General features: G+C 70.7%; 11 protein-coding genes. 10 read left to right on the top strand and 1 reads right to left on the bottom strand.

Going from position 1 to position 18,196, the window contains the following annotated elements; translation table 11 throughout:
• Positions 1-15 precede the first annotated feature (15 nt).
• A complete protein-coding gene (locus QSV35_RS07475) occupies positions 16-1,725 on the top strand; it encodes a 5-oxoprolinase subunit B/C family protein (protein ID WP_474098964.1) in 1,710 nt (569 codons plus the stop codon).
• A 116-nt stretch (positions 1,726-1,841) separates the two neighbouring features.
• A complete protein-coding gene (locus tag QSV35_RS07470; protein WP_286288031.1) occupies positions 1,842-2,198 on the top strand; it encodes a group I truncated hemoglobin in 357 nt (118 codons plus the stop codon).
• Between the two features lie 9 nt (positions 2,199-2,207).
• Here the strand turns inward: QSV35_RS07470 and QSV35_RS07465 are convergent, their stop codons facing one another.
• A complete protein-coding gene (locus QSV35_RS07465) occupies positions 2,208-4,859 on the bottom strand; it encodes a helix-turn-helix transcriptional regulator (RefSeq protein WP_286288030.1) in 2,652 nt (883 codons plus the stop codon).
• 241 nt (positions 4,860-5,100) lie between these two features.
• Here QSV35_RS07465 and QSV35_RS07460 point away from each other — a divergent pair, with 241 nt between their 5' ends.
• The 8 genes from QSV35_RS07460 (at position 5,101) to rpoC (ending at position 18,151) form a co-directional block, all read left to right on the top strand.
• On the top strand, positions 5,101-7,020 hold the full coding sequence (locus tag QSV35_RS07460) for an Ig-like domain-containing protein (protein WP_286288029.1): 1,920 nt from the start codon (positions 5,101-5,103) through the stop codon (positions 7,018-7,020).
• Positions 7,021-7,109: 89 nt separating this feature from the next.
• Complete coding sequence (locus QSV35_RS07455) at positions 7,110-7,481, top strand: hypothetical protein (RefSeq protein WP_286288028.1); 372 nt, start codon at positions 7,110-7,112, stop codon at positions 7,479-7,481.
• 1 nt (position 7,482) lies between these two features.
• Positions 7,483-7,887, top strand: coding sequence for a hypothetical protein (locus tag QSV35_RS07450; protein WP_286288027.1), 405 nt, complete (start codon positions 7,483-7,485; stop codon positions 7,885-7,887).
• Positions 7,888-8,082: 195 nt separating this feature from the next.
• Complete coding sequence (locus QSV35_RS07445; protein ID WP_286288026.1) at positions 8,083-8,613, top strand: hypothetical protein; 531 nt, start codon at positions 8,083-8,085, stop codon at positions 8,611-8,613.
• A 7-nt stretch (positions 8,614-8,620) separates the two neighbouring features.
• Positions 8,621-9,829 carry a sensor histidine kinase gene (locus tag QSV35_RS07440; RefSeq protein ID WP_286288025.1) on the top strand — a complete coding sequence of 403 codons (1,209 nt, stop codon included), beginning with the start codon at positions 8,621-8,623 and terminating at the stop codon, positions 9,827-9,829.
• Positions 9,826-10,494: a response regulator gene (locus QSV35_RS07435; RefSeq protein WP_286288024.1), complete on the top strand. Its 669-nt coding sequence runs from the start codon at positions 9,826-9,828 to the stop codon at positions 10,492-10,494. Before QSV35_RS07440 ends, QSV35_RS07435 begins: the two co-directional genes overlap by 4 nt.
• A 239-nt stretch (positions 10,495-10,733) precedes the next feature.
• On the top strand, positions 10,734-14,228 hold the full coding sequence (gene rpoB / locus QSV35_RS07430) for a DNA-directed RNA polymerase subunit beta (RefSeq protein ID WP_286288023.1): 3,495 nt from the start codon (positions 10,734-10,736) through the stop codon (positions 14,226-14,228).
• A 47-nt stretch (positions 14,229-14,275) separates the two neighbouring features.
• Positions 14,276-18,151: a DNA-directed RNA polymerase subunit beta' gene (gene rpoC / locus QSV35_RS07425; protein WP_286288022.1), complete on the top strand. Its 3,876-nt coding sequence runs from the start codon at positions 14,276-14,278 to the stop codon at positions 18,149-18,151.
• The last annotated feature ends 45 nt before the right edge of the window (positions 18,152-18,196 follow it).

Here is an 18,196-nt window from a genome sequence, read left to right as displayed (position 1 = left end):
GTCGTCGTCCTGCCGATGGGCGATGCCGCGCTCCTGGCGGAGGTCGGCTCGCTCGACGACGTGCTCGGACTGCACGCCGCGCTCGCGGCGTCCGCTCCGTCCGGAGTCGTCGAGCTCGTTCCCGCCGCGCGGACCGTGCTCGTGCGCGTCGACCCTGCGCACCTGCAGCTCGCGACCGCGCGCAGCTGGATCGAGCGGGCGGCCGCAGGCTCGGACGGTGGCGGCCTCACCGGTGGCGAAGAACGAGATCGCGAGGATGCGGATGCCGTCGCCCTCGACGTCGTCTACGACGGGGCGGACCTCGACGAGACCGCCGCGCTCCTCGGCATCACGCCGGCCGCGCTCGTGGACGCCCACGCCGGTGTGGAGTGGCAGGTGGCGTTCACCGGCTTCGCGCCGGGATTCGGATACCTCGTCAGCCACGAATGGCCCTACGACGTGCCGCGGCTGGCATCGCCGCGCGCCCGCGTCCCCGCCGGCGCGATCGGTCTCGCCGCGGGCTTCTCCGGCGCCTATCCGCGGGAGACACCCGGCGGATGGCGCCTCATCGGTCGCACCGCTGCAACGCTGTTCGACCCCGACGCGGCGGACGCCGCATCCTCCGTCCTCCTCCCGCCCGGGACGCGCGTGCGCTTCCGAGCGGTCGACGCTGCCCCGGTCCCCGAGCCCACCTCGGTCTCCGAGCCCGTCCAGGCCCCCGAGCCCGATCCGGTCCCCGAGCTTGTCGAGGGGTCGTCCCCCGCCGCACAGCTACGACGCCTCGACAAGCTCGGCGACCGGGAGCAGAACCTCGGCGACCGGGAGCACAACCCCGGCGACCAGGAGCCGGAGCTCAGCGACCACGAGCACGAGGCCGGCAGCCGCTCTGCGACTCTCCGCATCCTCGAGCCGGGGCTGCTCGCGACGGTTCAGGATCTCGGGCGTCCGGGGCGCGCGGCGCTCGGCATCGCGCGGTCCGGCGCCCTGGACCGCGCCGCGCTCCGCACCGCGAACCGCCTCGTCGGGAACGCCGAGGATGCCGCGGGCATCGAGATCGCGATGGGCGGATTCCGTGCGGTCGCGACCGCAGACGTGTGGTTCGCCGTCACCGGCGCGATCGGACCGCTGACCCTCGACGGGCGCGAGGTCGACCAGGATGTCGCCCACGTCCTGCCCGGGGGCGCGCAGCTGCACGCCGACTGGTTCGCGCACGGTGCGCGAGCCTATCTGGCCGTCCGCGGCGGCGTCGGCGCGCACGCGGCGGTCGGCTCGCGCAGCACCGATACGCTCGCGGGGATCGGCCCGGCGCGCCTTGCGGCCGGAGACGCCCTCGACATCGGACACGGCCAGGAGGTGCCGATCCCGGTCACCGATCTCGCGCCGTGGGGCGCGCCGCCCGACGAGCTGGAGATCTCCCTCGCCCCGGGTCCGCGGGCGTCGTGGTTCACGAGCGACGCGCTCGCCACGCTGTTCGACGCGGTGTGGACCGTGAGCGCGCAGGCCGACCGGGTCGGCATCCGTCTCGACGGTCCGGAATTGGTCCGCACCCGCCGAGACGAGCTCGCGAGCGAGGGGATGGTGCCGGGCGCACTGCAGGTGCCCCCGAGCGGCCGGCCGACGATTCTGCTCGCCGACGGACCGGTGACGGGCGGCTACCCCGTCATCGCAGTCGTCGCCGATGCCGCGCTCGATCTGCTCGCGCAGGCACGTCCGGGGACCCGCATCCGGTTCCGGCACGCCCGCTGATCCAGCACCGCGCTCACCGTCTGATGCCTGGGGAGGATCAGAAGGTGAGCAACGATTGCTCATCCCTCGCGGGAGGTGCCCCCGCGATCCTAGGATCAGGCTCGAGAAGGGGCGCCATGAACGAGATCTACGACGAGCTCGGCGGGGCCGACGGCCTGCGCACGGCCGTGTCGGTGATGTACGGCCGGGTCACGACCGATGACGAGCTCGCGCACTGGTTCGCCGACATCGACGTGGATCGGCTGAAGGCCCATCAGAGGGCGTTCCTCGCGGCCGCCTTCGGCGGTCCGCAGCTGTTCGGCGGAAGAGCGCTCGCCCAGGCGCACAGCGACCTCGAGATCACCGATGCGGCGTTCGACCGCATCGTCGGGACGCTTATGACGGCGCTCGCCGACCTCGGCGTCTCGAACGAGGCGGTCATCGCGGTCGGGCAGCGCCTCGAGACGACCCGCGCCGATATCGTCCGGGTCTGAGCGCGCGCATCAGACGGCGAGTTCGTGCCGTCCGCGGATGCCGAGCTTCGTGTACGTCGACTGCAGGTGGTTGTTGACCGTCCGCGGTGACAGGAACAGCCGCTGAGCGATCTCGTTGGAACTGAGCCCCTGCGCGGCGAGGGACGCGACCTCGCGCTCACGCGGCGTGAGGGGCTCGCTCGCATCCGCGAAGCTCAACAGCGGTGTGCGCGCGCCCTCGCACGCGGCGGCGAGCGATGCGGACCGCTGCAGATCCGCCGACGATTCGCGTCCGTGGCCGGCGGCGCGCGCGGCGCGACCCGCGGACGCATACGCCTCGGCCGCATAGAGGAGGGCGCCGATGCGCTCCCACTCGGCGCCCGCCGTACGCAGGGCCGCCGCGTCGCCGTCCGCCTCGGCGCGCGCGTGCGCCACGCGCCGCCGGATGGCAGGCGTCTGGACCGGAAGGGCGTCGAGCCGGTCGGCCGCGTCCGCGGCCTGCGCGGCGGGGCCGAGCCGCGCCAGGTGCTGCAGGATGGCAGCGGCCCCGGTGTAGCCGCCCCTCGGGACGAGCTCCTCGGCGAGTGCGACGAGGAGAGCGGCGGCCCGGGGAACGTCCCCCTCGAGCCGTGCGATCCACGCGTCCGCCACGGCGGGGACCGTGCGCTTCTCCTCGTCGTCGCCCGGGCCGATGGCGACGCGCGCAGCCCGCGCTGACTCGAGGTCGCCCTGATGCGCGGAGATGATCGACAGGAAGGCGAGGGAGGGCGCCCGCAGCGAGATCGGACCGTGCAGCTCCGCACCGCTGACGGTGTCGCGGAACCAGCGGGCCGCGGTGTCGAGGCGTCCCATCCGCTCGAAGATCCGCCCCATCATGAACTCGTCGACGCGTGCCGCCCACTGATCGTCGTCGCCGATCGCCGTGTGCAGCGACTCGACGGTGGCAGTGCGCGCGTCGGCGAGCCGATCCGCCGCGATGCAGCCGTTCGCCAGGGCGATGAGCGCCCGCCGGCGGGGGATGAACGACCCCTCCTGGCGGGCGTAGGCGACGGCGTCCTCGACCCCCGCCGTCGATTCGTCGGTCCGCTGCATCTCGTTGAGGGGGGCGGACCTGGCGAGCGCGAGCACCGCCCGCTCGAGGGGCGTGTCGCCGAAGGCGGGGGCGGCCGCATCCACGAGTGCGAGGGCGTCCCGCGGGTGCTCCAGGTTCACGAGCAGCGATGCCTTGCCGAGCAGGAGCTTCGCGCGCTGCTCGGGGTAGCGTCCCTCGAGCTCGTCGATCAGGCGGATGCCGCGCGCGCTTCCCACCTCGTCCGACCCGACGATCTCCGCGCGCTGCGTGGTGATGGCCGTCAGTGCGTCGCCCGCGTCGGCGGTCGTCTCGGCGAGCGCCTGGGCGCGGTCGAGGGCCGACAGGGCATCCTCCGAACGCATCAGGGCCCACAGGAGCTGGGCGTGCAGCAGGTGCGACCCCGCGTCGTCCGCGCCCGACGCGATGGCGGCCGCGACGAGGCGTTCGGCGCCGCGGTGGTCGTGCGCCTGTCGTGCCAGGTGCGCCGTGCGCAGCAGGAGCCCGGGGTCGGAGCGGCGCCCCGCATCCAGCCGCCACAGCGCGATCCGCAGCTCGTCGGCGGGTGAAGGCGCACGCGTGGCGATCAGGTCGGCCTGTTCGCCCAGGAGCGCGACCTGGCGGATGCGCGGGATCGTCTCCCGGACGGCGGCCGCGTACTGCGGGTGGGTGAGGAGCACCCGGATGCGCCCGCCCGCCTCGTGCACGCGGATGAGCCCGCGCTGCTCGAGGTCGGCGAGCGCTTCAGGCGCCCCCGGCCGCGCGAACTCGTCGAGCGCGAGCGGCTGGCAGAGGGCGAGCCGCTCGACCGCGTCGCGCTCCTCGGGGGTGAGCGAGCGGAGCCTGGCGCGGATGAGGTCGCGCAGGGCGGGGGAGCCGACGGGGTCGCCGGTCAGGTGCCAATGGTCGACCGCGCGGACGAGGGTGCCCGCATCCTGCGCCCCGATCACGAGCTCGCGCAGGAAGAGGGGATTGCCCGACGACGCCCGGTGCAGCTCCACGGCCGCCCGGTGCGCGATCGGCGCGCCCAGCACGAGCCCGAGGAGCTCGGCCGTCTGGTCGACGTCGAGGGCGGACAGGTCGATGCGCACGGCATCGGGCGCCGCCGCGATGCCGAGCATGCCGTCCGGGAGCGGCTCGCCCTCCGCGACCGTCGCGAGCACGCGCAGGTGTCCCGCGTCGGTGAGCTGGGCGATCAGGGCGACAGAGACGGGGTCCGCGGCTGCGGCGTCCTCGAGGACGAGAAGGATGCGGCGGCCTCCGCCGATGTCGGTCAGGACCGTGCTGGCCGCGGCGAACAGGGCGACCGCGTCCGTCGCGGAGGCGATGGGCGCACTGGTATCCCGGGCGAGCACGGGCGCGAGCGTCGCCAGGGGCACGGCCGACAGTGCAGGGTTCCCCGCGATGGTGACCGACAGCCAGCCCTCCTCCTCGAGGGCGGCGGCCAGCTCGAAGGCGACACGGCTCTTGCCGACGCCGGACGGCCCGTACAGGGCGATCGTGCGGGTCGCGCCGCGCAACGCGACGAGAGCGCGTTCGAGGACGACGTCGCGCCCCACGAGCGGCCACGGGCCGTCGACGGAAGCGGGCGGATCGGATCCCTCGAACTCCACGTTCCTCGTTCCCCGGCGCGGGGCTCCCCAGCTTCTGCGCCGTGCGCCCACTGTATTGGCTGACCTCCCGGGACGCACCCCCTGAGCAATTAATCCCGTCGAGTGAGTAATCGGTGGATGCGGTGAGCACACGTGCTGTGCAGGTTGAGCATGCGGTGCCCATCCGGGGCGTACCTCGATCGCGGGAACCTCGGGGAGTCGGCCGATCGGCCGCGCGATTCCTCCACAGAAAGCGAAGGACATGCGACACCCGCAGAGCTTCACCTCCCGCGCATCCCGCACCGCGCACCGCGTGCTCGCGGTCGCCGCCGTCGTCGCGCTCGTCGCGCTCGGCGGCCCGGTCGGCGCCGCCCTCGCGGCCGAGCAGCCGACGGATGCGGCGATCGCGACACCGGCTCCGACGGACGCCGCGACCCCGATCGCGGAGGACGCACCCGCTGCGGCGGAGGACGCCCCGGCCGATCCCGCGGCGCCCGCGGAGGCCGCAGGCGCCGCCGCCTCTCCCGCCGCCGACACGTCGGCGCCGGGAGAGAAGCCCGCCGACCCGCCGGCTGCTGCCAGCCCTCCCGCACCGTCCCTCCGGCTCTTCGCGGGGCCGGTCGTGCAGAACGCGGGCCCGAACCATGAGCCGGTCGCCGGTGACGATCACTTCGAGATGCAGTCCGGGACGACGCTCGTCGTTGCGGCTCCCGGCATCCTCGGCAACGACTACGACCCTGACGGAGACTCCTTCCAGGAGAGTCTCAACACGCAGCCGGCGGTGGGGAACGTGGACTGGGTCACCGCCTACGGGGCGATGTCGTACACGGCACCCGCAGGCTTCACCGGCACGGTGAGCTTCCAGTACTACGACAAGGACGACTTCGGCGCGATCAGCAACTGGGCGACCGTCACGATCGACGTCGAGCCGGCCGGTGCGCCGGTCGTGCTGCCGCCGCTGCCGAAGGACGACAGTTACGTCTATGCGTGGCACACGCCCCTGTACATCGGTGCTCCGGGCGTGCTCGCGAATGACGATCTCAAGGGTCAGGCCGTGACGTCGATGACCGTCGTCGGCACCTCGCCCGACTTCGCGGGCGCCGTGAAGCTCCAGATGGACGGCTCGTTCCTGCTCACGCCGGGCATCGATGCCTACAACCACCAGTGGTTCCGCTACCAGGTCTGCACGGCGGGCGGATGCGCCGTCGGCGAGGCGGGGTTCGACATGAGCGACGGGATCGTCCCGCCGTCGGGGCCTTCGCTGCCTCCGGGAGGGCCGCAGCTGAACCACGCCCCCGTCCCGTCCGACCTCACGTCGGTCGTGGACAAGGACACCACGATCCTCATGGGCACGCCCGGCCTCCTCACCTACGCCGAAGATCCCGACGGCGACCCCATCACGGTCTCCGCGGTCGGCGCGCCCTCGCACGGCAAGGTCGTCTCCTGGGGTCCCGACGGCCGGTTCGCCTACGTCCCCGATTCCGGGTTCGTGGGGGACGACGAGTTCGCCTTCACGATCAGCGACGGGCAGCTCACGGGCACGGCCACGGAGCACATCTTCGTCAGGCAGCCCGGCAAGGTCGAGCAGTCGCCCGTCGCGATCGATGACGTCGTGCACACCGTCTGGAACGCCGCGTACGACTCGAAGGCGGGCGAGCTGCTCGCGAACGATTCCGATCCCGACGGCGACCCGATCACGGTGACCGACGCCGGAAAGCCCGCGCACGGCACGCTCACGTGGGCGTCCGACGGCACGTTCCACTACACGCCCGTCTTCGGCTTCTCGGGAACGGACACGTTCGACTACACGATCTCGGACGGCACGCTGAAGGCGGGCGCGACGGTGACGATCCACGTGGTCGCACCCGCGTGCGAAGAAGACCCGCTCGACCCGCACGCCTGCCAGCCGGGCGGTGAGGGCGGCGGTCAGCCGGGCGACCCCGAGCCGACTCCGGACCCGACGCCGTCGGTGAACCCGGACCCGGAGCCGTCGGGCGACCGGGAGCCGGCCGGCGACCCGCAGCCCGCGGTGACGCCGACGCCCACCACGACGGCTCGTGCCGAGGCGCTCGCCCAGACCGGCGCCCCCGACCTCTCGGGCGTCTTCCTCGCCGGCATGGCCGCGACAGCCTTCGGCATGCTCCTCGCGGCGGCCGCACGACTCCGCCGGCAGCGCCGCTGAACCACCGGGTGGGTGCCGCGGACAGGGGCCGCGGCATCCACCGCCCTCCCTCGAAACGAACGCACGAACACCGACAGAAAGGCACGACAATGGGACTCTTCTCCGATCTCAAGGACATGCGCACGATGGTGCAGGCCGCTCCCGGCCTCATCGACCAGGCCGGCCGGCTCCAGGCGCAGGCGGCGACGTATCAGCAGCAGATGGCGGTGCAGCCGCCGATGACCGCAGAACCCGCGCCGGGCGCGCTCGAGCCGATCGCGGGGGTCGACCTCGACCGCTACGCGCGCATCGTCAAGGGCATCGCGGCGTATGGGTACGACGAGTCGAAGCTCGAGATCGTCGCGGCGGGCTTCGGGGTGGACGGCGCCTCCTGGGCGGCCGCGCAGGCCGGCTGGGGCGAGCGCATCCGCGTCGATCGCGGTGTCGGCCGCCGCTTCAACGAGATCTACGCGGGGGTGTGACGTGGGCTTCTTCGGCGACCTTGCGAACCTCACGACGCAGGCGGACGGGATGCGCAGCCGGATGGATGTCGGGGCCACCATGGCGGCGGCACAGGCATCCATGGCGGACGCGGGCCGTCTGATGGCTGCCGCGGCCCCGGTCGCGACCACATCGGCACAGGATGCTCAGCGCCTCCGCACGACGGCCGGCGTCGTCGCCGCCCGGCCGCTGCCGATGGCGCTCGGCATGGACCTTCTCGTCGAACTCGACCTGCACGTACGGATGCCGGGCGGCGTGCCGATGCCGGTCACGCGCATCGAGCAGGTGTCGCCGGTGGAGATGGGCCGGATCCAGCCCGGCGCAGAGCTCCCCGTGAGCATCGTCCCGGGCGCACCCGGCACGGTGCGCGTGGAGTGGGGCCTCTGAGCGCCCCCGTGTGACGTCCGGCGCTGGGGCGAGCCGGACACCGAAGGCGCCCGTCGGATTCTGGGGATCCGGCGGGCGCTTTCTTCATCCCACGCTCTCCACCGGGAGGCCTCCACCCGGAGCCCGCACGATCTCCACCCGCATCTCCACCCGGGGAGGACGCGCTCCTCCCGGCGCGGGAGCGAAGCTCGAGCCATGGACCTTCAGATCATCGGCAACGTGCTCCTCGCCGTCGTCATCCTCGCCTTCGTCTGCTACCGCCAGATGACATGGCGCATCGCCTCCGCGGCGACCCTGTGGCGCATGCCCGTCGTCATGGCCGCGGTGGGCCTCTACCTCCTCATCCGCCAGGGCTCGGCGTTCACGGGCCTCGACGCGGCCGTCCTCGCCGTCGAGGTCGTCATCTCGCTCGGCGTCGGCGCCTGGATGGGTGCGATCGCGCACTTCCGCCGCACCGACGATGCCGCCGGCGTCGCGCAGTTCGAGAGCCGCACGGGATGGTGGGGACTCGCACTCTGGCTCGTCGTCATCGCCGTCCGCATCGGCATCGACGTCCTCGCGAACGGCCTCGGGGCGCACGCCGTGACGACGACCGGCGTCATCATCCTGCTCCTCGCCGCGAACCGCATCGCCCGCGCCGGCGTCATCGGCGTCCGGGTCGACCGCCTGCGCGCATCGGCCGGAGCCCAGGGGATGCCGCGAGTCGTGCGGCACGCGGATGCATGATGGTTGCGTGAACCCCCGGCCAACACCTCTCGGCGCGGCGCTCACTCTCGTGGGCGCCGCGTTCGTGGCGTGGGGCATCCTCGCGCAGCCCGACCGTCCGGCGTGGGCGGTGTGGCTCGGGATCGCGGCGACCGTCGCGTGGGTCCTGCGCACCCTGGCGGCGATGGCGGGATGGCGACGGGTCGCCCTCGTCCTGACGTTCTTCGGCGCGGCCGCCGGGGCGATCGCTGCGGCCGGGACCGAGGGGACTGCCGTCGTGCCCGCCGCGGTGTGCATCTCGCTCCTCGTGTCGGACGAGTCGGTCCCGCTCCCGGTGAGCGCGGGCTCTGCGCTCGTCGCGCTCGGACTCGTCGCGGTGGGTGCCGTCACGCATCCCGTCCCCGTGCTGTCCCTCATCGCCCTCCTCGCCGCAGTCGTGCTGGGCTTCCTCGCGGGGTTCAGCCGGCGCCAGATCCGCCGCGCGCAGCAGCGCGAGGCACTGCTCGCCGAACGCGAGATCGCCGTCCGGGAGGAAGCGGCGCGCATCGCGATCGCCCGCGACCTGCACGACGTCCTCGCGCACACCCTGGGCGGGCTCGTCATCCAGCTGGACGCCGCCGACGCGCTCCTGGAGGCGGGGGATGCGACGTCCGCGCATGCCCGCGTCGTCTCCGCGCGGGAGCTGGCGGGATCGGGCCTCGGCGAAGCCCGAAGGGCCGTCGCAGCGCTGCGAGCGCCGAGCGGGGTTCACGACGAGCCCGACGTCATTCCGGGCGAGCTGCGCGCGAGCCTCGACGATCTCGTCGCGGCGCATCGCTCGCTCGGCGGGGAGGTCGACTTCACGACCAGCGGAGAGTCGTCGGCTGTGCCGGCCGACGTCGCCGTCGCACTCCAGCGCGCACTGCAGGAGGCGCTGAGCAACGCGCGCCGCCATGCGCCCGGCGCGCCCGTGACGGTTGGGCTCGTCTGGTCCGCCGACGCGGTCGCCCTCTCCGTCGAGAACCCGGTGACCGGCGCGCCGGCGAGCGCGGCAGCGACGCAGGGCAGGGCGGCGACGCAGGGCGGTGGATACGGCCTCGTCGGCATGGGGGAGAGGTTCGCCGCGCTCGCGCTCGGCGGCTCCGTGACGACGGCCGAAGCGGACGGCGTGTTCACCCTGACCGCGGAAGCCCGGACCGGGCCACGAGCCCCGGCGCCGCAGCCGCAGCCGCCGATCCAGGGGAGGTCGGACGCATGACCGACGGGACCATCCGCGTGCTCGTCGCCGACGATCAGGCGATCATCCGCGACGGGCTCGTCACGGTTCTCGGGCTCTTGCCGGACGTGGTGATCGTCGGCGAGGCGGCGGACGGCCGCGAAGCCGTCGCGCTCGCCGTGCAGGAGCATCCGGACGTCGTCCTGATGGATCTGCGCATGCCCGTCCTCGACGGCGTCGCGGCGACGGCGCAGCTGCGGGCCGACGTCCCGGATGCGGCGGTGCTCGTGCTGACGACGTACGCCGACGACGACTCGATCCTCGCCGCGCTCCGCGCCGGCGCGAAGGGGTATCTCACGAAGGACGCCGGCCGCGCCGAGCTCGCCGCGGCCGTGCGGGCGGTCGCACGCGGCCAGTCCATCCTCGGCGCCGAGGCCCGCGAACTCGTGATGGGGGCGCTCGCCGCCCCGCCTCCCGAGGCGCACCCGACGACGACGGATGCCGTGACCCGCCGGTACCCGGAGCTCACCGCGCGCGAAGCGGAGGTGCTGGCGCTCGCGGCGGACGGGCTCGGCAACCGCGAGATCGCCGAGCGCCTGTACATCGGCGTCTCGACCGTGAAGACGCACATCAACGCGATCTTCGCGAAGCTCGGGGTGCGCACGCGCGAGGAGGCGGTCGCGCTCGCCCGCGACGCGGTCGGCTGAACCGGGGCATTATGCCCCCGCTTCCGAAACTCGTCAAGGATCCGACTGGACACGGCGCGTCATCGGGCGTATATTAGGTCTTTGCGCTCTTGGATTCCCCCTGCCCTCAAATGGTGGTCGGCTGGTGCCTGCGCTCCCTCGCTTCACGGCGAGGTGTGACGCGCGGGCCACGGGGATGAACGAGCAGTCCACCCACGACAAGGAACTCGAGCCCCCCGGGGCCCATGGAGGTTATCCCCTTGGCTGCTGCGCCCACCGCATCCACCCCCACCCCCAAGAACGGCCGCGGAGCATCCCGCCTCTCGTTCGCCAAGATCTCCGACACACTCACGGTCCCGGACCTGCTCGCGCTGCAGACCGAGTCGTTCGACTGGCTCGTCGGCAACGACGTGTGGAAGGCCCGCGTCGCCGAGGCGAAGGCCGCCGGCCGCACGGACGTCCCGGAGAAGAGCGGCCTCGAGGAGATCTTCGAGGAGATCTCCCCGATCGAAGACCTCAGCGAGACGATGCAGCTGAGCTTCACCAACCCCTACCTCGAGCCGGAGAAGTACTCGATCGACGAGTGCAAGGAGCGCGGCAAGACCTACGCCGCCCCGCTGTACGTCGAGGCCGAGTTCATGAACCACCAGACGGGTGAGATCAAGACCCAGACCGTGTTCATGGGCGACTTCCCGCTGCAGACCGAGAAGGGCACCTTCATCATCAACGGCACCGAGCGTGTCGTCGTGTCCCAGCTCGTGCGCTCGCCCGGCGTCTACTTCGACCGCGTCGCCGACAAGACGAGCGACAAGGACATCATCTCCGCGCGCGTCATCCCGAGCCGCGGCGCCTGGCTCGAGTTCGAGATCGACAAGCGCGACCAGGTCGGTGTCCGCATCGACCGCAAGCGCAAGCAGTCGGTGACCGTCTTCCTCAAGGCCCTGGGCCTCACCACCGAGGACATCCGCGCCGAGTTCGACGGCTTCGAGTCGATCGAGGAGACCCTCGCGAAGGACACGATCCTCACCAAGGAGGACGCGCTCCGCGACATCTACCGCAAGCTCCGTCCGGGCGAGCAGGTCGCCGCCGAGGCCGCGCGTGCGCTCCTCGACAACTTCTACTTCAACCCGAAGCGCTACGACCTCGCCAAGGTCGGCCGGTACAAGATCAACCAGAAGCTCGGCCTCGACAAGCCGCTCACCGACTCGGTGCTCACGGTCGAGGACATCGTCGCGACGATCAAGTACCTCGTGCGCCTTCACCGCGGCGACGTCTCGTACGACGGCGTCCGCAGCGGCAAGCCCGCCGAGATCCGTCTCGACGTCGACGACATCGACAACTTCGGCAACCGCCGCATCCGCGCGGTCGGCGAGCTCATCCAGAACCAGGTCCGCACGGGCCTGTCGCGCATGGAGCGCGTCGTGCGCGAGCGCATGACCACGCAGGACATCGAGGCGATCACGCCGCAGACCCTGATCAACGTGCGCCCCGTCGTCGCCGCGATCAAGGAGTTCTTCGGAACGTCGCAGCTGTCGCAGTTCATGGACCAGAACAACCCGCTCGCGGGTCTGACCCACAAGCGCCGCCTGTCGGCGCTGGGCCCCGGCGGTCTGTCGCGTGAGCGTGCCGGCGTCGAGGTGCGCGACGTCCACCCGTCGCACTACGGCCGCATGTGCCCGATCGAGACGCCGGAAGGCCCGAACATCGGTCTGATCGGCTCGCTCGCGTCGTTCGCGCGCATCAACGCGTTCGGCTTCATCGAGACGCCGTACCGCCGTGTCGTCGACGGTCACGTCACCGACAACATCGACTACCTCACCGCGTCCGAGGAGAACGACTACATCGTCGCCCAGGCCGGTGCCGAGCTCGACAAGAGCGGCAAGTTCGTCAACGACCGCGTGCTCGCCCGTCGTGGCAACGGCGGCGAGGTCGACCTCTTCCACACGGAGGAGATCGGCTACATGGACGTCTCGCCGCGCCAGATGGTGTCGGTCGCGACCTCGCTCATCCCGTTCCTCGAGCACGACGACGCCAACCGCGCCCTCATGGGTGCGAACATGCAGCGCCAGGCCGTTCCGCTCCTCCGTTCCGAGTCGCCGGTCGTCGGCACCGGTATGGAGGGCTTCGCGGCCATCGACGCCGGTGACGTCGTCACCGCGCAGAAGTCGGGCGTCGTCGTGGAGGTCTCGGCCGACGTCGTGACCGTCCAGCTCGACGAGGGTGGCACGCAGGACTACTTCCTGCGCAAGTTCGACCGCTCCAACCAGGGCACGAGCTACAACCAGCGCGTCATCGTCTCGGCGGGCGACCGCATCGAGGCCGGCGAGGTCATCGCCGACGGCCCGGCGACGGAGAACGGCGAGCTCGCGCTCGGCAAGAACCTCCTCGTCGCGTTCATGACGTGGGAGGGCCACAACTTCGAGGACGCCATCATCCTCAGCCAGAACCTCGTGAAGGACGACGTGCTCTCGTCGATCCACATCGAGGAGTACGAGGTGGATGCGCGCGACACGAAGCTCGGCAAGGAGGAGATCACCCGTGACCTCCCCAACGTCAGCCCGGAGCTCCTGAAGGACCTCGACGAGCGCGGCATCGTCCGCATCGGCGCCGAGGTGCGTCCCGGCGACATCCTCGTCGGCAAGGTCACGCCGAAGGGCGAGACCGAGCTGTCGGCGGAAGAGCGTCTGCTCCGCGCGATCTTCAACGAGAAGAGCCGCGAGGTCCGCGACACGTCCCTGAAGGTGCCGCACGGCGAGCAGGGCACGATCATCGCGGTCAAGGAGTTCAACGCCGAGGAGGGCGACGACGAGCTCGGCTCGGGCGTCAACCGCCGCGTCGTGGTCTACATCGCCCAGAAGCGCAAGATCACCGAGGGTGACAAGCTCGCCGGCCGTCACGGCAACAAGGGCGTCATCGCGAAGATCCTGCCGGTCGAGGACATGCCGTTCCTCGCCGACGGCACGCCGGTCGACGTCGTCCTGAACCCGCTCGGCATCCCGGGTCGAATGAACTTCGGCCAGGTGCTCGAGACCCACCTCGGGTGGGTCGCGAAGCAGGGCTGGAAGGTCGACGGCAGCCCGGAGTGGGCGAAGCTCCTTCCGGAGAGCGCCCGCGAGGCCGCGCCGAACACCAAGGTCGCCACCCCGGTGTTCGACGGCGCGCACGAGGAGGAGATCGCCGGTCTGCTCGACTCGACGCTCCCCACGCGCGACGGCGAGCGCCTGATCGACCGCACCGGCAAGACGCTGCTGTTCGACGGCCGCTCCGGCGAGCCGTTCCCGGCGCCCATCTCGGTCGGCTACATGTACATCCTGAAGCTGCACCACCTCGTGGACGACAAGATCCACGCCCGATCGACCGGTCCGTACTCGATGATCACCCAGCAGCCGCTCGGTGGTAAGGCGCAGTTCGGCGGTCAGCGCTTCGGTGAGATGGAGGTGTGGGCCCTCGAGGCCTACGGCGCCGCGTACGCGCTGCAGGAGCTCCTCACGATCAAGTCCGACGACATCCTCGGCCGCGTGAAGGTCTACGAGGCCATCGTCAAGGGCGAGAACATCCAGGAGCCCGGCATCCCGGAGTCGTTCAAGGTGCTCATGAAGGAGATGCAGTCGCTGTGCCTGAACGTCGAGGTCCTCTCGGCCGACGGCACCCCGGTGAACCTCCGCGACACCGACGACGACGCCTTCCGTGCTGCGGAAGAGCTCGGCATCAACATCTCCAGCCGTTTCGAGTCCTCGTCCATCGACGAGATCTGATCCGACCAGGCAACGACAGAATTCCGACACAGGAGAACTGAGAACTAGTGCTCGAGTCAACTACTTTCGATGAGCTTCGCATCGGCCTGGCCACCGCCGACGACATCCGTCGCTGGTCCTACGGCGAGGTCAAGAAGCCCGAGACCATCAACTACCGCACGCTGAAGCCCGAGAAGGACGGCCTCTTCGGAGAGCAGATCTTCGGACCGTCCCGCGACTGGGAGTGCGCCTGCGGCAAGTACAAGCGCGTCCGCTTCAAGGGCATCGTCTGCGAGCGCTGCGGCGTGGAGGTCACCAAGTCCTCCGTCCGCCGTGAGCGCATGGGCCACATCGAGCTCGCCGCGCCCGTGACGCACATCTGGTACTTCAAGGGCGTGCCCTCGCGCCTCGGGTACCTGCTCGACATGGCGCCCAAGGACCTCGAGAAGGTCATCTACTTCGCCGCGTACATGGTCATCTCGGTCGACGACGAGGCGCGCCACCGCGACCTCCCGACGCACGAGAACAACCTCCGTCTCGAGATGAAGAACCTCGCCGACCGCCGTGACGCGCGCATCGCGACGCGTCTGGCGAAGCTGGAGGAGGAGCTCGCCGCCCTCGAGGCGGAAGGCGCCAAGGCCGACCAGAAGAAGAAGGTCAAGGACGCCGCCGAGAAGGAGATGGCCGGCATCCGCAAGAACGCGGACGAGCAGATCGCCAAGCTCGAGCGCGTGTGGGAGGACTTCCGCAACCTCGAGGTCGGCGCCCTCAAGCCCGAGGACGACGTGTTCCACGAGCTGCAGGACCGCTTCGGCCAGTACTTCGAGGCCCACATGGGCGCCGAGGCGATCAAGCGTCGCCTGGAGGCGTTCGACCTGGCCGGCGAGGCCGAGAACCTGCACCTGCAGATCTCGGAGGGCAAGGGCCAGCGCAAGATCCGTGCGATCAAGCGCCTCAAGGTCGTCAACTCCTTCCTCTCGACCGGCATGAGCCCGGCCTCGATGGTGCTCGACGTCGTCCCGGTGATCCCGCCGGAGCTTCGTCCGATGGTCCAGCTCGACGGCGGCCGCTTCGCGACCTCCGACCTGAATGACCTGTACCGCCGCGTCATCAACCGCAACAACCGTCTCCGTCGCCTGATCGACCTCGGTGCCCCCGAGATCATCGTCAACAACGAGAAGCGGATGCTGCAGGAGGCCGTCGACGCCCTGTTCGACAACGGCCGCCGCGGTCGCCCCGTCACGGGCACCGGCAACCGCGCGCTGAAGTCGCTGTCTGACATGCTCAAGGGCAAGCAGGGCCGCTTCCGTCAGAACCTGCTCGGCAAGCGCGTCGACTACTCGGGCCGTTCGGTCATCATCGTCGGCCCGCAGCTGAAGCTCCACCAGTGCGGTCTGCCGAAGACCATGGCGATCGAGCTGTTCAAGCCGTTCGTGATCAAGCGCCTGATCGACCTCGGTCACTCGCAGAACATCAAGGCCGCCAAGCGCGCCGTCGAGCGCATGCGTCCCGAGGTCTGGGACGTGCTCGAGGAGATCATCCGCGAGCGTCCGGTTCTGCTGAACCGTGCGCCCACGCTGCACCGCCTCGGCATCCAGGCCTTCGAGCCGCAGCTCGTCGAGGGCAAGGCGATCCAGCTGCACCCGCTCGTCTGCGCCGCCTTCAACGCGGACTTCGACGGCGACCAGATGGCCGTCCACCTGCCGCTGTCGGTCGAGGCCCAGGCCGAGGCCCGCATCCTGATGCTGGCGTCGAACAACATCCTGAAGCCGTCGGACGGCCGCCCGGTGACCCTGCCCTCGCAGGACATGATCATCGGTCTGCACCACCTGACCACGGTCAAGGAGGGCGCAGCCGGTGAGGGTCGCGTGTTCGGCTCGGTCGGCGAGGCGATCCTGGCGAAGGACGAGGGCACCCTCGACCTGCAGGCCAAGGTCCGCATCCGCATCCCGGGTCTCACGTTCCTCGAGGGCGACGCCCCCGAGGGCTATGAGCGCCACGGTCTCGTGGACGCCTCGCTCGGCCAGGCGATCTTCAACGACACGCTCCCCAAGGGCTACCCGTTCGTCCGCGAGCAGGCCGACAAGGGCAAGCTGTCGCAGATCGTCAACAAGCTCGCCGAGGAGTACCCGAAGGTGGAGGTCGCGGCATCCCTCGACCGCATCAAGGACGCCGGCTTCCACTGGGCGACCCGTTCGGGTGTGACCGTTGCGCTCAGCGACATCCTCACGCCGCCGAACAAGGGCGAGATCGTCGCGGGCTACGAGAAGCAGGCCGCGAAGGTCCAGTCTCAGTACGAGAAGGGTCTCACGACCGACGCCGAGCGTCGCCAGGAGCTCATCAAGATCTGGACCGAGGCGACCGACGAGGTCCAGAAGGCGATGCGCGCCAACTTCCCGGCCGACAACACCATCAACCGCATGGTGTCCTCCGGCGCCCGTGGTAACTGGCTGCAGATCCGCAACATCGCGGGTATGCGAGGCCTGGTGAACAACCCCAAGGGTGAGATCATCCCCCGTCCGATCATCTCCTCGTACCGCGAGGGCCTGTCGGTGGCGGAGTACTTCATCGCGACGCACGGTGCCCGTAAGGGTCTGGCCGACACGGCCCTCCGTACGGCCGACTCGGGCTACCTCACGCGTCGTCTGGTCGACGTCTCGCAGGATGTCATCATCCGCGAGGACGACTGCGGCACCACGAAGGGCCTCGAGTTCACGATCGCCGCTCCGGGTCTTGACGGCACGCTCGTCAAGGACGCGAACGTCGAGAACTCGGTGTTCGCACGCACCCTGGCCGCCGAGGTCGTGGATGCGGCGGGCAACGTGCTCGCCGACGCCGGCCAGGATGTCGGCGACGTCCTGATCGACAAGCTCGTCGAGGCGGGCGTCGAGTCGATCAAGGTCCGCTCGGTCCTCACGTGCGAGTCCGCCGTCGGCGTCTGCGCGCAGTGCTACGGCCGGTCGCTCGCGACCGGCAAGACCGTGGACATCGGCGAGGCGGTCGGCATCATCGCGGCCCAGTCGATCGGTGAGCCCGGCACGCAGCTGACGATGCGCACCTTCCACACCGGTGGTTCGGCCTCGGCCGAGGACATCACGCAGGGTCTGCCGCGCGTCCAGGAGCTGTTCGAGGCCCGCACGCCGAAGGGCGCCTCCCCGATCGCCGAGTCCGACGGACGCATCACGATCGAGGAGACCGACAAGGCGCGCAAGGTCATCCTGACCCCGGACAACGGCGACGAGCCGCACGTCTACCCCGTGCTGCGTCGTGCCACCCTCCTCGTCGAGGACGGGCAGCACGTCTCGGTCGGTCAGCCCCTCCAGGTCGGCACGCTCGACCCGAAGGAGATCATGCGCGTGCAGGGTGCTCGCGAGGTCCAGAAGTACCTCGTGGGCGGCGTGCAGGGCGTCTACCGCTCGCAGGGTGTGCCGATCCACGACAAGCACATCGAGGTCATCGTGCGCCAGATGCTGCGCAAGGTCACGGTCGTCGACCACGGCGACACGACTCTCCTCCCGGGTGAGCTCGTCGACTCGCGTCGTTTCATCGACTACAACCGCCAGGCGGTCGCCGAGGGCAAGCGCCCCGCGTCGGGTCGTCCGGAGCTGATGGGTATCACGAAGGCGTCGCTCGCGACCGAGTCGTGGCTGTCGGCCGCGTCGTTCCAGGAGACGACGCGCGTCCTGACGCAGGCCGCGATGGAGGGCAAGAGCGACCCGCTCGTGGGCCTCAAGGAGAACGTCATCATCGGAAAGCTGATCCCCGCCGGAACCGGGCTTGCGAAGTACCGCAACGTCACGGTCGAGGCGACGGAGGAGGCCAAGAGCGAGCGGTACCCCAACCGCATCTTCGCGTCCGACGGTGCCTACTCCGAGGCCGACCTGAGCTTCGTCGACTTCGACAGCTTCTCGACGGACGACTTCACGCCCGGCACCTACAACTGAGAGTGATGGATGCCGCGAGGCATCCTGACGCTCGACCCGAAGACC

It is taken from the genome of Microbacterium candidum, assembly GCF_030315975.1.
In the GTDB taxonomy this organism is placed as follows: domain Bacteria; phylum Actinomycetota; class Actinomycetes; order Actinomycetales; family Microbacteriaceae; genus Microbacterium; species Microbacterium candidum.
This window is presented reverse-complemented; position numbering and strand designations above follow the sequence as displayed.